This is a genomic window from Lutimonas vermicola (assembly GCF_038433205.1).
Lineage (GTDB): Bacteria > Bacteroidota > Bacteroidia > Flavobacteriales > Flavobacteriaceae > Lutimonas > Lutimonas vermicola.
Genome location: NZ_JBCDNA010000002.1, coordinates 55,898 through 71,287 on the forward strand (window position 1 = coordinate 55,898; position 15,390 = coordinate 71,287).

Genomic DNA, 15,390 nt, shown 5'->3' on the forward strand with positions numbered 1-15,390 from the left:
GACTCAATCAAGTCTGCTGCTATACTTTATTTAATGCCTTAAGAATACTTGCAGGCGTAATGGGGATTTCATAAATCCTTACCCCAATGGCGTTATACACTGCATTGGCAACTGCTGCTGCCGTCGCAATATTCGCAGGCTCCCCAATACCATAGGCATCGGTCGAAGAAAGTGCCGAATATTCTTCAACAATTATCGAATCAATCTGAGGAATTTCCATGGAAAAAGGCGTTTTATACTGGTCTACATTTGCATTCATCATATGACCGGTACTATTGTCCATCACCCTGTTTTCATAAAGCGCATAAGAAACCCCCTGGATAACGCCTCCATTAATCTGGCTTTCCAGTTGACCGGTATTGAGTGGCCGTCCGCAACTGTGTGCAGCTACGACCCTGTCTACTTTTACAAATCCTGTATCGGTATTTACGCTTACTTCAGCAAACTGAACTGATCCCAAGTCACCATAGGCCAGGCCCCAGGGTTGCTGAAAGCCGCCATAGTCATCTGAACGGCTGACTACTTTAGCAATTTGACTCGTACGCATCAGTTTCGTAGCCTCCTTAAATGACATTTTGTGTTCAGCGTTTTTGCTGTTGCTCACTTCACCGTTGGCTATCGATAAATTCGACGAATCGGTTTCCCATTTTTTAGCAACGAGTTTTAATAATTCTTTTTTTACTTCATAAGCTGCATTACGTGTAGGAGGAGTAATCGATCCGGTTACCACACTTCCTCCTGAGCCCGGTCCTACAGGGAAAAAAGTATCACCAATATTGACCTTGATATCTGTCACTTCGAGACCTAATTCTTCAGCAACCACCTGGGCAAGAATGGTTTTGGTTCCTGTTCCAATATCCTGCACACTCGACCTGATCTCAACACCTCCATCATTGTGGATTTTCACTTCCACAGTAGAATCCAGTGTTACAAATCTCGGCCAGGTCGATTGTCCCACACCCAATCCTTTCTTAACGACCCCCTTGGCGCTTCCGGCAGGTTTGCGCCTCGACCAGTCGAAAAGTTTGGCCCCTCTCTGTCGTTCTACTTTTCTGACTTCGCTTTTATCAATATGATCCCTGTAAGTCAGTGGATCCATCTCTAGTTTTTCAGCCAATTCATCTATGGCCTGTTCCAATCCGAAAGCACCTTGTACGTTACCAGGTGCGCGCCAGGCGGCTCCCGGTCCCGCATTGGTCAATACATCATATTGTTCGGTGGCAAAATTAGGACAGGGATACAGGACCTGGGCGATCCTTCCCACACCGGCACCCAGGGCTACCCCTGCGGTTCCGTGAGAGCGCTGTTGAATACCGGTCAGTGTACCATCTTTTTTGGCTCCCATTTTTAAATACTGAATTGAATTCGGGCGATTCCCCTCAGCAATATGTTCCTCTTGACGATCTAACATCAACCAAACAGGTCTTCCGGTTTTTTTGGCAAGATTTGCGGCCATAGGCCCAAAACTTCCTGCACTGTGCTTGGCACCAAATCCACCACCCATAAATTCACAGATAACCCGTACTTTGCTTTTTGGCAAACCAAAAATGCTCGCCATCTCATTTCTTACAGCAGCCGTATTTTGCGTGGAGGCGTAAACTGTCATCACATCGGGTTTCCAATCGACTACAACCCCATGTGTTTCTAGAGGCATGTGCGTTTGTACCTGTGTGCGATACGTTCTTTCTAAAATAACATCCGCTTCTTTAAAGCCCTCTTCCAAATCTCCTCTGGGTCCACCAAAAAAACTGCTGGTCGAAGGGCCTCTTACATTACCTGTTCCTTTGCTACCGTCATGGGTCTCTCCGACGTCTCCGCCGTCTTGCTGCTGGGTTATAGGTTCATCAAACACGATGGGGGAACCACTTTTCATCGCCGAATCTAAATCGATTACAAAGGGTTTTTCTTCATAATTTACCTTGATTAAGGAAATGGCGTCTTTTGCAATAGCCAGGCTATCTGCCGCAACCCCTCCTAAGGGTTGACCGACGTACTTCACCATAGGGTATTTGCCATTTTTATTTTCTTCCCCCTCTTTCCGGGCATTTTCTATCAAATGAATCGCATGCACGCCCTTTAAATTTTGAGCTTGACTAATGTCTATAGAAGATATGACTGCATGAGGTACCGCAGAACGCAAGATTTTAGCATAAAGCATTCCCGGCAATTTCAAATCGGAGGTATATTTTGCCTTGCCAGTCACTTTATCCAATGCATCAATTCTGCTGACTCTTTTTCCAATTATTTTTAGTTTATCGTTGATGGGCCATACCGGTGGCTCTTCAATGGGGATGTCCCTTTCAATTTCACTTAAATTGTGCCCGGGAATACCGTAAGGTAGTTTTTCTTTTCTTGTATCCATCTTAGGTTGTTTTTTTTGCTGCGGCTAAAGTGGCCTTAAATACATGAGGATAAGTTCCACAGCGACAAAGGTTGCCTCGCGTGGCGCTTTTTACATCTTCCAGCGTGGGATTAGGATTGTTTTCCAACAAGTGAGCACAAGACATCACCATCCCCGGAGTACAGTAACCGCACTGAGAAGCATCATGCTCAATAAAAGCCTCTTGCACAGGATGAAGTTTGCCATTTTTCGCAATACCTTCAATGGTGGTAATTTCCTTGTCGCCTACGTCAAAAACCGACATCATACAGGCATTGACGGGCATTCCGTCCAAATATACGGTACAGGCAGAACAGGATCCCCGATCGCAAACAACCTTCGTTCCTGTGAGTTCTAAATGGTCTCTTAAGGCAGAAGCCAGGGTCGTTCTTGGTTCGACGCTTAAAGACTCAACCATCCCGTTCACCTTGAGCTGGATGATACTGGCTTCAGGTCCAAATTCTTTGCCTTCTGAAAAGCCTTCTTCAAATTCAAATGCGAGAGCATTGGTAGTCAATAATACGCTTCCTGCGGTGGATAATCCGGCACCTCTGATAAAGCTTCTTCTGCTAAAACCTTTTTTCGGTTTGGAGCCGGATCCTTGTTTTTTATCTTCCATAAAATTAAAGTATGGGTTCGTACTCTGTTAAAACGGAGTTAAGTTACGATAAAATTAAATAAAATACTAGAGCTGGATTAGTCAAAAATGATTCTAAATAATTTTTGAAAATAGCTTGATTTGAGATTGGATCTGCCTGCCGGCAGGCAGGTTCGATTTCAAGCATTCAAGCAATGAAGCATTGAAGCATTGTCGCCTTACACATCCCCCCTGTCCACACGCAAACAAACTGTTTTTTCGGAATCAAGATACTCATGATGATTCAAAAAAATGACCTGATCGTTAAAAAGCACCTCAATAACCCAATAAAAACCCTTGAAATAAGCATTTAAAACTGTCGCAGTCAATTCCGATTTTGAAACAATTTCTACCTGATGAGGGTATAATAACTCTTTTTTTCCACGTATCAACACCTCGCTCGCATCATCAAACAAAGAAGCAACATATTTGCTTTTTGGCGCTTTGTACAAATCTTGGGGACGCTCATTGGCAATGATTTTTTTGTTCTGGATGACGATCATTTTATCGGCAAATGAAAGTGCATCTTCAGCATCGTGGGTTGCTACAATGCAGGCTATATTTTTTTCTTTTAAATACGAAAACAAGGTTCTTCTCAAAGAACGCTTTTTAAAATTGTCTATTTGACCAAACGGTTCGTCCAGAAGCAATAGTTCTGGTTCTTTAGCCAAAGCCCTTGCTATGGCTACCCGCTGTTTCTGTCCGCCACTTAAGGTCTTTACCTTTTCATCGGCAAAAGGCGTCATTTCAATTACTTCAAGCAATTCCCGTGTTCTTTTTTCAGATTCTTCAGGATAAAACCTTGATAAAAATTTGGAAATATTATCCGAAACAGATGTAAACGGCATCAGATCAAAATCCTGAGCCACGAATTTAAAATAATCCATGCCGGGAATCAAATGGTATGAAGGTCCAAGGATCGGGCTGTCGTTCCAAAATAAAGAACCCTCCCGCACATCCAACAAGCCGTAGATAATTTTTAACAAGGTTGATTTTCCACAGCCACTTTCTCCCATGACACAAAGATGTTCCCCTTTTTTCAAAGTAAGGCTTATATCTTCTAATAAAGGCTTTTCAATGTTGTATGAAAATGAAATATTGTTTACTTGTAACATGCTGTAAAAATATATTTTAAATAACTAGTATACATTTTTATTTTTTAAACTGGCACTGAAGATGTATGCCCTTACAAATTTTATCATACAATTGTTAAAAACTGTTAAATTTTTGCATTTTTCATAAAAATCTGTATATTGGTACTATGATGAATGAGAAAAATAAATCTAACTTCAAAGTTAACTAGGCCCTAATAAGGTCTATGAGTTAATTATTTCAAAACATTTTACTTCAATTTTGTACGCTGTGTCTCAGACACTGAAACTATTGCACAACATTCTTTTTTGTGCAGATATATAAAGAGTACGATCATTTTAACATTTTAAAACACAATAATTATGGAAACCATCACTTTAGATAAAAAACAAAAATCATTTAGAAAACTAGGCTTTACTTATTTGGAAACTGCTGAAATTGTAGTTGCCCTGAAGCAATTGTTTGCCAACTATCATATTCATTATCATAAACTAAGAAATTTTCACTGGAATGTTGAATCGCATGATTTCTTTGAATTGCATCAGGAATTCGAGAATGAATACAATAAAGTCCAGGAGCGTATTGACATCATAGCCGAAAGAATACGTGTATTTGGGTTGAAGCCTGCAATAACAATCGAAGAAACGATTGAAATGTCTGAAATCCAACAAGTGAAATCGAATAGAATGGAGGCCACTGACATGGTGCATGAAGTGCTTAAAGACTTTGACATTCTGCACGATAAAATGCTCGATGTGTTAAATGCTTCCCTGGAAGCCGGAGATAATGTGACAGAGCAAATTATCACTGAATTCATGCGTGATCTTGAAAAGAGAAACTGGATGTTTACCTCCTGGTCAAAGTTCTAATGGATGCAAATACCCCCGAGTATTTTTACACAGGCACTTAAAACAAAATGATTTAAGCACAATAATTAAAATTATTATTGAACTCAAGGGGCCTAAAACCAAAATGGATTACAATACCATTCCCTTTAAGAACTCTAAATCTGGATGACGAATCCCTCGCATTTTTCAATGTGAGTAAAAGAGGATTAATTCCAAACAAATTCTCCAGGATTTTGATATCAAACGTAAAACCGGGATTTTTCCCGGTTTTTTTTATTTTTTATAAGCCTCATATAAAAAGCATATTTACATCACTTTTATGCGCTAATCCCAACAAACTTTTGAATTGTATATGTATTTGTTTGATTTTTATATTTATACAAACAACAGGATTGCTTATTTTTATCCTGTTCAACCTTTAAATTTGATCTATGGCATTAATTAACCTCAATGTAAACGGAAAATCACAACAAATAGACGTTGACCCTACTACACCTGTCCTTTGGGTGTTGAGAGATCATCTGCAATTGGTGGGCACAAAATACGGTTGTGGCATTGCGCAATGCGGAGCCTGTACCATACATATAAATGGTGTAGCTACAAGGTCTTGTACCTTGCCCGTTTCAGCGGTGGGTAACCAGGAAATTACAACCATTGAAGGGCTGTCTGAAAGCGCTGATCATCCGGTACAAAAAGCATGGCTGGAACACGATGTTTATCAATGCGGGTATTGCCAGGCAGGACAAATTATGCAGGCAAGTGCATTGTTAAACAATAATCCGAATCCAAGTGACGAAGATATCGACGCAGTAATGGATGGAAATATTTGCCGTTGTGGCACATATACCAGGATCAAGAAAGCCATCAAGACTGCTGCTAATCTGAAAAACGCCTGATCTTTTGATTGCAGTTGATACAGTAATCCTAATCATTAAAAAAATCACAACACAATGACAATCGTAAAAACAACCTTTGGAAGACGTTCATTTATAAGAAGTACTACTCTCGCGGGTGGAGGGATGATGTTAGGTTTTAGTTGGCTTGCTTCATGTAAGCCTACTCCCGAGCAAGTGCTGAACATGCCGAAGGAATGGTTCAATATCAACGCTTACCTTAAAATCGGGGAAAATGGTTTGATCACCATCATGTCTCCTAACCCTGAAATTGGTCAGAATGTCAAAACTTCAATGCCCATGATTGTGGCAGAAGAACTTGATGCTGACTGGAAGAATGTCATTGTAGAACAAGCTCCTTTGAATACAGACCTTTTTACCCGTCAACTCGCCGGAGGAAGCCAGTCTATCCGTCAAGGTTGGGAAAGTCTTAGAATGGCAGGGGCTTCTGCAAGACAAATGCTCAAGGAAGCAGCCGCTCAGCAATGGCAGGTTCCCGTGGAAGAAATTACGACTGATAACGGTATGTTGTCTCATCAGGGCAGCGGCAATTCAGCTGGTTTTGGAGAAATGGCTTCGGCTGCTTCAAAAATACCTGTCCCTGAAGAAGTAACCCTTAAAAGCTTAAAAGACTTTAAAATTATTAGAACATCAAGAAAAAATGTGGACGGTCCCAAGATTGTTACCGGTCAACCCCTTTATGGTTTGGATTACCATCGCGAAGGAATGCTGATTGCAATGATAGCACATCCTCCTGCTTTTGGTATGAAACTAAAAACGGTCGATGATTCAGTCGCAAAGTCAATGCCCGGTATAAAAGATGTGTTTACGATAAAAACCTTTAATGACGACTATAAAAGAAGTGCCTTTGACAACAGTGCTTTCACTGATCTTGTCGTCGTGGTTGGGAATACGACCTGGGAAGCCATGAACGCAAAAAAAGCTTTAAAAATTGAATGGGAAATGGCTCCCGATATTCATCTTGACATGGATCTTTTTGGCAGGCAAATGAGTGTTCACTTTCCGGCAGGGCTCGAAAATACTGATACACATAAGGCCCAGATGGCTGAATTAAATAAAAAACCCGGGAAAACCGTGCGCAAAGATGGTGACCCGATAAAGGCTTTCAAAAACGCTTCCAAAATTATTGAGCGTAGCTATTCCTGTCCGTTTCTGGCGCATAATTGTATGGAACCGATGAATTTCTTTGCCGACGTAACCGAAGATAAAGCAGAATTGGCAGGCCCTGTTCAAACCCCTGAATTCATGGAGAAAAGTGCGGCTGAGCGATTGGGATTGCCACTTGAAAAAGTCGATATTCAAATGACGCGAATGGGTGGAGGTTTTGGCCGAAGACTTTATGGTCATTTTCTTACTGAAGCCGCTGTCATCTCTCAGAAAATAAAAGCACCTGTTAAACTCGTTTATACCCGTGAAGACGATATGACCCATGGCACCTATCGACCGGCATATAATGCCCTTTACAGAGCAGCCCTGGATGAAAACAATAATCTTGTTGCATTCCATGTAAGAACCGGAGGTATTCCAGAAAGCCCTTTATCTGCTAACCGATTCCCTGCAGGAGCCGTCGATCATTATCTGGCTGAAGACTGGACCATTGACTCTAACATTACGACAGGTGCATTTCGGGCTCCCAGATCGAATTTTATTGCTGGTGCAGAACAATCCTTTCTCGATGAAGTTGCAGAGGAAGCTGGAAAAGACCCTATAGAATTCAGGCTTGAACTGTTGGCACGTGCCAAATCAAATCCAGTTGGGGAAAGAAATGATTACGAGGCTGAACGCTATGCCGGAGTACTTGAATTGGTAAAAGAAAAATCGAATTGGGGAAAGGAGCAAGCTAACCTTAGCAGAGGTGTTTCGGCTTACTTCTGCCACAATAGTTATGTGGCCCAGGTATTGGATATGGTCATGGTAAATGGGGCTCCTGTTGTAGAAAAAGTCTATTGTGCCATTGATTGTGGCATTGTAGTGAATCCTGACGCCGCAACAAATCTTGCCGAAGGTGGCGTGGTGGACGGTATTGGCCATGCGATGTACAGCGAACTCACCATAAAAGATGGTGTCCCTGAACAAAATAATTTTGACAAATACAAACTGATCAGACACAGCGAAGCGCCGAAGTCTATCGAGGTCCATTTTGTTAAAAACGATGTTGATCCCACCGGCCTTGGCGAGCCTCCGTTTCCTCCAATCATGGGAGCCGTGGCCAATGCACTGTATAAGGCAACCGGTAAACGTTTTTACGATCAACCTTTTATGGGCAGCAGTTCTAAGGTATTGGGATAAACTCTCTGGAACTTAAAAACTTAAATGATATAACAGTATCTTGGATATATATGGAATAAATTATATCCGTTAACACTAAAGGTTTTTAAGTGGGAATATTTTTATATTTTTGAAGGAAATAGTTTTTTCTCCATCACAAATGTAAGCCCCACGCTCAGGCTTGAAGTGAATTCACTTTTTCCCAATGGATTTACATTGTTATAAAAATAATTGAATAAGGTAGAGACCTTAAAATTTCCAAGGAGGGGTACCTCAGCCTTAAATTGCTCGAGTACCCTGAAATTACTGATATCGGCGTATAGTGGCTGAAAATAAACAGTGTTCACCAGTTGAAGCTCAGACTTGGGTAACCTCAGTGCTAGTGAAACATATGAACTGTTTCTATGGTTATAATAATTTTGATTTACCTCATCACTTACTTCCTTTTCATACATATAAGAATTACCCAAATAGGCCTGAAAAACATCATTGCTTGCTAATTTATAACGCAACCCAAGCCCTACCAGATTTCTTGAATTAATTGAAAGTAAGGCGTTGTTCTGGTCCTGAATAAAGGCCTCCAGTCTTAATTTCTCACTTTCACCCAGTTTTCTATTATATCTAAAATGAATAAACCAGCCGTTCTGAAAATCCTGATCTTGACTTCTTATCAGTTCAGAATTCCCGGAAAAGAAAAAAGTATTCTTTAAGTTTTTGGTTTTATATTGGGTATTGAGGCTCAGGTTAAAACGATAAATATAGGTTCCATCGGTATTTGAATAATTAAAAAGGAAATCAGAGTTCAATACAAATCTGGTACTGTCAGTTTGCATTCTTATAGATTCAACATTCACAAGTTGGGCTTGCACAGAGCATGCGATAAAAAATAAAAAAAAGCCTGCTTTAATTTTACTGGTCATCTTTAATTTACACGACATATACAATTTGAAAGTGGTTAAAAGAATACCAATGTACAAAACCTAAACATATTACCGCTCATCAATCATTAAAAGCAGAAATTTACAAAGCTTTCAAATCTTTGGGTAACTTTACTACAGTTTTTTTTACTAAAAAACCTTGACATACAAAGACTTACACCTCCGCAGCTCGCAGTTCAGCTCAATTTAAACCTGAGAATATCCAGAAGTTCTCGCTTATTTGTTTCTCCTGGCTTCAAGGTCAGTAGTTACCCTCTCCATAAAAACATCCGTAAGTTTATAAAGCAACAAGACCAGAGCCGAGAGCAGTGCCCCTACTGCAGGATAAATACTAATCATAAGTCTTATTCCTTTTAAAGATTCTGAGGTTTGCTCAGCATTGGCTTCAAATCCGTAAGCTGCCAACAACCAGCCTGTAATTGCTCCTCCAAGGGTCCATCCCATTTTCTGAGACATGGAAGAAGAAGAAAATACCAGTCCCGTTGCCCTTCTTCCTGTTTTCCATTCAGAATAATCTGCAATATCGGCATACATAGACCATATCAAGGGCAAAACTATTCCTGCCGATAAGCCTATTACAATATTTAGCCCAAAAATCATACTCACCGAATTTGGGTCTACAAAATAGAAGATTGCACTGAACACACATGCCACCAGCATGGCCCCGATAAAAGTAATCTTTTTTCCAAATTTTGCCGATAACGGTTTGGCCAGCAAGACCCCCAATAAATTGGTCACCAGCCAAAGCGTCATATACGCACCGGCCAGTTTATCCCATTGAACAGCTCCAAAAAAGGGCAAATCCTGATCTTTGACAAAATATTTGAAATAATACATGATACTTCCATCCCTTAGGGAGTTAAAGATCAGCACTGAGATTCCGGCGCCCAACATGATGAACCATTGGTTGTTTTTAGCCAGGTCCTTCAGGTCTTTTGCAATGGATGACTTCTCTTCCAAAGGTTTCACCCTTTCTTTGGTCCATAAAAAAGTCAAGATAAAAAAGAATGCTGCCACCACTGCATAGATCGCAACGGTAAACTGATAGCTTTGTGCATCGTCGGATCCTGAATTTTTAAAGAAGTCCAGCAAATAGGGAACAGTGGCTGTCATAAAAATACCGCCAGAATAAGCCCCTATAAACCTGAAAGAAGCAAGGGAGGTCCTTTCTTTTGTATCAGAGGTCATCACACCCATTAAAGAAGAATAGGGTACGTTAATTGCCGTATAGACCATCATCATTAATGTATAAGTAACATAAGCATAGATCAACTTCCCGGAAGGCCCAAGGTCGGGGGTAGAAAAAGTTAAGACACCTATGACACCAAAAGGGATGGCTACCCATAACAAATAGGGCCTGAATTTGCCCATACGCGTCTTGGTTCGATCTGAAATTATTCCCATGATAGGGTCGTTTAAACCATCCCATAAACGCGTCAACAAAAACATGGTTCCTACAGAGGCAGGCGATAACTCGACCACATCTGTATAATAGATCATCAAAAACATCGAAAACAACTTCCAAAACATGGACGAAGCGAAATCTCCAAATCCGTAACCTACTTTTTCTTTAAACTTGATATTGTCGCTCAAAACACTTGAATTTGTTTATCTATTCTTTCAATAAGTTCCATAAGGGCCCTGCCATTGTGATAGGGGCCTTTCCAGAACCCCACTTTATCTTCAGAATTAATCGGTTGGTTGTGCTCATCTACGCGCCAAAACCATTCTCCATTTTTTTCATCCTTTATAAAGTATTTAATGAAGGTCCAGAGCAGTTCAACCTCCTGAATATAACTCTTATTGCCATCCAACTCAAAGGCGTCCATAAACCCCACCATGCCTTCAGCCTGACACCACCAATGCTTGTGTTTGTCAAGCAAGGCTCCGTGCCTCTCATAAAAAATGGAACCATCCTTGTCGAGCCCCTCTTTTTTTGTAGCTTCAACTAATAATCTTGTTATCGAATGAACTCTACCCTCTATCGCTCCCTTATTGATCGCCATACTTGCTTCATTCATCAACCAGGCCGCCTCTATATCATGCCCAAAAGAGACTTCTTCAAATTGAGACTTCCAGTCAAGACTGAAAAAGAGCTTGAGATGATTTGTATTTGAATTGAATATTTTTTGGCAAAAAATCTGTAAAAGCGACGCTATAGACGTTTTTAATTTTTCATCGGGCCATACCCTGTAAAGATTTGTATATGGCTCAAGAATATGCAAATGTGTATTCATCGATTTAGGGGTATTCAGGTCTTTCTCACTCAGCCTGACATCATCCATTGCCTTCCAATCATCCGTCAAAGCTTCTACATAGCCACCAAATTTAGATTCCCAAAATTTCGTTTCAAGTATAGCATATAATTCTTTGGCATAGCTAAGGCTTTCCTCGTTACCTGTAGCCCGGTAAAATTCGGAAAATGCATAAAGGCCAAATCCCTGGGCATAAGCCTGCTTTTTGGTACTTATAGGAGTCCCGGTAACGTCAAGATCCCAATACAGGCCTCCATTGACAGGGTCCCAGAAGTATTGCCTTACATAATCATAGGCCTGTGCTGCCAGCAACCTGTACGAATCTTTACCGGTTGTTCTGTAGGCCGCAGAAAAAGTCCAAAGTATCCTTGTATTAAGAATGCAGCCTTTACTCGCCTTTGGATCTATTTGTCCAAAATGATCCATCTTGCCAATGAATCCCCCATGTGTTTCATCAATACATTTTGTTGCCCAAAATTCGAGCAGATTTGTCAATTCCTTAGAAAAATCACTCTGTAAATGAACAAGGATCTCGTTAAGGTTCCTGTTTGTATCAGCGTTGGTCATTGATCTGTTTAAGTATTATTTATATGTTTCATCTTAAACTTATTGTTCTTTTCAATAAGTTCGTTGATCGCCCGGACCGACAAATGTGAATGCAACTTATCTTCAGGTGAATTTATACAGTAATCTACTAATTGTTCAACACTTGAGGTTGCAACATGCATCCTGGTATCTGAAGATGCATAGTAAATATACACTTTAGCATCATCATCTTTGATCCATCCATTCGAAAATACTACATTTGAAACATCTCCCACCCTTTCTTCCTTCAAAGGAGCGATTAGATGTCCATGAGGCTTGTAAATCACCTTCCAGGGTTCCTTAAGGTCGGTCATGAACAAATAAAGGGTGTATCGCAGACCTGCCGCGGTGTTCCTCACTCCATGTGCCAAATGTAACCATCCTTGTTCAGTTTTGATCGGTGCAGGGCCCAATCCGTTTTTCACTTCATAAATTGTATGATAGGTTTTGGCATCAACGATCAACTCCTCTTTTACCTCAGGGTTTTCTATTGAATCCGAAAGACCAAAACCAATTCCTCCGCCTTTTCCCGTATCGATAAAACCGTCTTGAGGGCGTGTAAAGAATGCGTATTTATGATCGATCAAATGAGGGAATAAAACGACATTTCGTTGCTGACCAGTGGTTGAGATCAGATCAGGTAATCGCTCCCATGTCTTTAGATCCTTGGTTCGCACAATTCCCGCTTCGGCCATGGCAGTCGACGTATCACCCTGGGGAGCATTAGGATCTTTTCTTTCGGTGCAAAATACGCCATAGATCCAACCATCATCATGTTGGGTCAACCGCATATCATAGACATTTGTATCCCATTTATCAGTTTGGGGGATAGAAACAGGCCGGTCCCAGAATCTGAAGTTATCAATACCATTTTCACTTTCGGCAGCCGCAAAGAACGACTTGCGGTCATTTCCTTCCACCCTGCATAATAAAATATACTTACCATTTATTTTAATAGCCCCCGCATTAAAAACAGCATTAAACCCAATGCGTTCCATAAAAAAAGGATTCGTTTCGGGGTTCATATCAAAACGCCATGTCAAAGGTATATGATCCCTTGTTAAAATCGGATTCTCGTATCTGTTGTAGATGCCATTAGTGCTAAAAACACTTATATTCTCTTTTTCTAAAAGCGCAACATGGTCTTTTAAAATTTGCGTATACCGCTGTTTAAAATCAATTTGATCCATTGTGGTGTATTCTGTATTTATCAAAACATATGTATTGACCTAGGCCCATTTATTTCATTCTTTTGTAAGCTTCCAATAGTAAAATATTTGGATCGGCAAGAAATTGCTCTGCATCCTTTGCAGCCTTGTGACCGGGATAAGGGAAAAAATAATGTACTTTCCCGTCATTTCTCCAAACCATCACATAACTAATTTCCTTTGCAATGATAGGATCAGCCAATAGTTTACCTAATTTGCTCGTATACCAATCTTCCTCTGTCACGTTTTCAAGACCGGTTTCTGTAAATGCCGATAGCTTTCCTTTTTTATTTGCAGTTTCTATAACGATATGTAATTTACGAATAGCTGCTTCTGTGCTTCCTCCTTTTTTTAAATCCGAATAATTATCTACCCCTAGAATATCTACATACTGATCACCCGGATACCATTGCAAATAAGTTTCGACTGAATTAAAATTTCGATCGGGCGAATAAGCGACGAGCATCTGCCCAAGACCCTTCTCAACCCTAAGGTAATTGACGGTAAAGGCAAATAATTGTTTAAATTCTTCAGGTGTGCTTTGTTTGCTTCCCCACCAAAACCATCCCCCGTCCATTTCGTGCCAGGGCCTGAAGATAAAAGGTATGTGTTGTCCTTTTTTATCTTTAAGGCTGTTAAAAAAGGTTGCGACCTTATCCAGTTGCCTCTTAAAAGCCTCGTGGTTTTTACCCCCGGGAATAATATGTTTCACAATGATGGCATTTGTATCCCAGGAACTCTCATGAGTAACCGGAGCATAGGGATGCCAGCTAAACGAATTGATGCCACCCATTTCATCACCCAAAACAGCGAGATTTTGCATCGTTTCGAAGGGTACACTGTCGAGATTATGTATATGATCGAGTTCTAAGCCTCCCAATTCCCATCCGAACAAAGCAGGATAATCCCCACTCACTCTTTTTACATCAGATTCCCCAAAAACATATGCCCATCCCACTCCGTAGGCCAGGTCGTCCTGATGCCCGAATAAAATACCCTGCCCTTTAACAGCATTGAGGTTCTCCAAAATTGCATTCTTCTTTAATACGGTCGAATCCTGTGCCAACAGACACTGAAAAGTGACCAGCATCGAACACAGGAATATTTTTACATAAGTTTTTAATCGCATGGCTTATATGAACATGGGTTGTCAACAGCTTTTCCTTAGGTAATACAAGGAAACCATTACATGATTTTAGTCAAATCTAGTCGTTTAGCAGCTTCAAAACAAGTAGTTTTACAACACAATTCAATACTTTTACAACAAAAGTATATTAGGTTGTTTGGTAAGAGTAACTAACCCTGCATCATGAGTTGATATTTATTTACGTATTTAGGTCATTGTTTATGAGTGGATTAGAAAAAAATATACACAGAGAAATAACGCCATTAAAAAAAACAGATTGTTTTTTAGTGTTCGACAGACATCGAAAAGCCTTTAATTATCCAATACATTTCCATCCTGAATTTGAACTTAATTATATACATAAAGCAGCGGGAGGAAGACGTGTTGTTGGAGATCATATTGAACAGATTGACGAAAGGGAATTGGTGCTGACCGGTCCAAACGTTTATCATGGCTGGCAGAATTTTAAAAATTCGGGAAAAAGAAAGTTTCATGAAATTACCATTCAATTTCCCGATGACGTATTTGATCACGCGCTTTTGGATAGAAATTTATTAAAGCCGATCAAAGTACTTTTTCAAAATGCAAACAGGGGCGTGCTGTTTTCAAAAGAGACCATCCTGCAAGTCGAAAAAAAGATCCATAGCTTGAGTAAGACCAATGGCTTTGACAGTTTCTTGCAATTCCAGTCATTACTTTATGACCTCGCTATCTCAAGAGGCCAAACTTTTTTAACCAATATGTCATTTCAGCACCAAAACGACTTTTATAATAGTGAGCGCATTGAAAAGGTATATCACTTTCTCAAGGAGAATTATCACAGAAAAATCAAAATCGAAGAAGTTGCCGAATTGTTAAATATGTCGGTCATTTCGTTAAGCAGGTTGATCAAGCAACGCACCGGAAAGTCGTTTATTGAGTTCCTGATAGAAGTTCGTTTAGGATCTGCCACAAGAAGTTTAATTGAAACCAATGACAGCATTTCTGACATCTGTTATGATTGTGGTTTCAACAATATATCAAACTTTAACCGGATCTTTAAAAAATACCAGAATTGTACTCCCACTGAATTCAGGATCAGTTTTAGCGGTATCAAAAGTGTATATTAATGAAGGACGATTGGCTTATAATTTTCTAAT

12 protein-coding genes are annotated in these 15,390 nt (G+C 40.3%); 4 read left to right on the forward strand and 8 right to left on the reverse strand.

What is annotated here, in order from left to right:
* Window positions 1–19 precede the first annotated feature (19 nt).
* From AABB81_RS07705 to AABB81_RS07715, 3 genes are all read right to left on the reverse strand, one after another.
* Complete coding sequence (locus AABB81_RS07705; RefSeq protein ID WP_342159728.1) at window positions 20–2,362, reverse strand: xanthine dehydrogenase family protein molybdopterin-binding subunit; 2,343 nt, start codon at window positions 2,360–2,362, stop codon at window positions 20–22.
* A 1-nt stretch (window position 2,363) separates the two neighbouring features.
* Window positions 2,364–2,999: a (2Fe-2S)-binding protein gene (locus AABB81_RS07710; RefSeq protein WP_342159730.1), complete on the reverse strand. Its 636-nt coding sequence runs from the start codon at window positions 2,997–2,999 to the stop codon at window positions 2,364–2,366.
* Between the two features lie 197 nt (window positions 3,000–3,196).
* Window positions 3,197–4,132 carry an ABC transporter ATP-binding protein gene (locus AABB81_RS07715; protein ID WP_342159731.1) on the reverse strand — a complete coding sequence of 312 codons (936 nt, stop codon included), beginning with the start codon at window positions 4,130–4,132 and terminating at the stop codon, window positions 3,197–3,199.
* Window positions 4,133–4,471: 339 nt separating this feature from the next.
* On the opposite strand from AABB81_RS07715, the gene AABB81_RS07720 reads away from it, so the two are divergent.
* From AABB81_RS07720 to AABB81_RS07730, 3 genes are all read left to right on the forward strand, one after another.
* The gene (locus AABB81_RS07720) at window positions 4,472–4,978 is read left to right on the forward strand and encodes a Dps family protein (RefSeq protein ID WP_342159732.1); all 507 of its coding nucleotides are present in this window, start codon (window positions 4,472–4,474) and stop codon (window positions 4,976–4,978) included.
* A 410-nt stretch (window positions 4,979–5,388) separates the two neighbouring features.
* Complete coding sequence (locus AABB81_RS07725; protein ID WP_342159733.1) at window positions 5,389–5,853, forward strand: (2Fe-2S)-binding protein; 465 nt, start codon at window positions 5,389–5,391, stop codon at window positions 5,851–5,853.
* 54 nt (window positions 5,854–5,907) lie between these two features.
* Window positions 5,908–8,160: a xanthine dehydrogenase family protein molybdopterin-binding subunit gene (locus tag AABB81_RS07730; RefSeq protein ID WP_342159734.1), complete on the forward strand. Its 2,253-nt coding sequence runs from the start codon at window positions 5,908–5,910 to the stop codon at window positions 8,158–8,160.
* A 101-nt stretch (window positions 8,161–8,261) separates the two neighbouring features.
* Here the strand turns inward: AABB81_RS07730 and AABB81_RS07735 are convergent, their stop codons facing one another.
* The 5 genes from AABB81_RS07735 to AABB81_RS07755 form a co-directional block, all read right to left on the reverse strand.
* Entirely contained in the window at window positions 8,262–8,972 is a 711-nt protein-coding gene (locus tag AABB81_RS07735; RefSeq protein WP_342159735.1) for a DUF481 domain-containing protein, read from the reverse strand.
* Between the two features lie 321 nt (window positions 8,973–9,293).
* Window positions 9,294–10,670: an MFS transporter gene (locus AABB81_RS07740; RefSeq protein WP_342159736.1), complete on the reverse strand. Its 1,377-nt coding sequence runs from the start codon at window positions 10,668–10,670 to the stop codon at window positions 9,294–9,296.
* Complete coding sequence (locus tag AABB81_RS07745) at window positions 10,667–11,899, reverse strand: AGE family epimerase/isomerase (RefSeq protein ID WP_342159737.1); 1,233 nt, start codon at window positions 11,897–11,899, stop codon at window positions 10,667–10,669. The genes AABB81_RS07740 and AABB81_RS07745 overlap by 4 nt, the downstream gene beginning before the upstream one ends.
* Window positions 11,900–11,907: 8 nt before the next feature.
* The gene (locus tag AABB81_RS07750; RefSeq protein ID WP_342159739.1) at window positions 11,908–13,107 is read right to left on the reverse strand and encodes a glycoside hydrolase family 130 protein; all 1,200 of its coding nucleotides are present in this window, start codon (window positions 13,105–13,107) and stop codon (window positions 11,908–11,910) included.
* Between the two features lie 49 nt (window positions 13,108–13,156).
* Entirely contained in the window at window positions 13,157–14,254 is a 1,098-nt protein-coding gene (locus AABB81_RS07755; protein ID WP_342159741.1) for a glycoside hydrolase family 26 protein, read from the reverse strand.
* 218 nt (window positions 14,255–14,472) lie between these two features.
* On the opposite strand from AABB81_RS07755, the gene AABB81_RS07760 reads away from it, so the two are divergent.
* A complete protein-coding gene (locus tag AABB81_RS07760; RefSeq protein WP_342159743.1) occupies window positions 14,473–15,360 on the forward strand; it encodes an AraC family transcriptional regulator in 888 nt (295 codons plus the stop codon).
* Window positions 15,361–15,390 lie beyond the last annotated feature (30 nt).

Excerpts from the sequence above, each read along its gene's own strand:
- AABB81_RS07750 (WP_342159739.1), bottom strand. The coding sequence starts at position 13,107 with ATGGATCAAATTGATTTTAAACAGCGGTATACGCAAATTTTAAAAGAC.
- AABB81_RS07760 (WP_342159743.1), top strand. The coding sequence starts at position 14,473 with ATGAGTGGATTAGAAAAAAATATACACAGAGAAATAACGCCATTAAAA.
- AABB81_RS07710 (WP_342159730.1), bottom strand. The coding sequence starts at position 2,999 with ATGGAAGATAAAAAACAAGGATCCGGCTCCAAACCGAAAAAAGGTTTT.
- AABB81_RS07755 (WP_342159741.1), bottom strand. The coding sequence starts at position 14,254 with ATGCGATTAAAAACTTATGTAAAAATATTCCTGTGTTCGATGCTGGTC.
- AABB81_RS07730 (WP_342159734.1), top strand. The coding sequence starts at position 5,908 with ATGACAATCGTAAAAACAACCTTTGGAAGACGTTCATTTATAAGAAGT.
- AABB81_RS07725 (WP_342159733.1), top strand. The coding sequence starts at position 5,389 with ATGGCATTAATTAACCTCAATGTAAACGGAAAATCACAACAAATAGAC.
- AABB81_RS07715 (WP_342159731.1), bottom strand. The coding sequence starts at position 4,132 with ATGTTACAAGTAAACAATATTTCATTTTCATACAACATTGAAAAGCCT.
- AABB81_RS07720 (WP_342159732.1), top strand. The coding sequence starts at position 4,472 with ATGGAAACCATCACTTTAGATAAAAAACAAAAATCATTTAGAAAACTA.
- AABB81_RS07705 (WP_342159728.1), bottom strand. The coding sequence starts at position 2,362 with ATGGATACAAGAAAAGAAAAACTACCTTACGGTATTCCCGGGCACAAT.
- AABB81_RS07735 (WP_342159735.1), bottom strand. The coding sequence starts at position 8,972 with ATGCAAACTGACAGTACCAGATTTGTATTGAACTCTGATTTCCTTTTT.
- AABB81_RS07745 (WP_342159737.1), bottom strand. The coding sequence starts at position 11,899 with ATGACCAACGCTGATACAAACAGGAACCTTAACGAGATCCTTGTTCAT.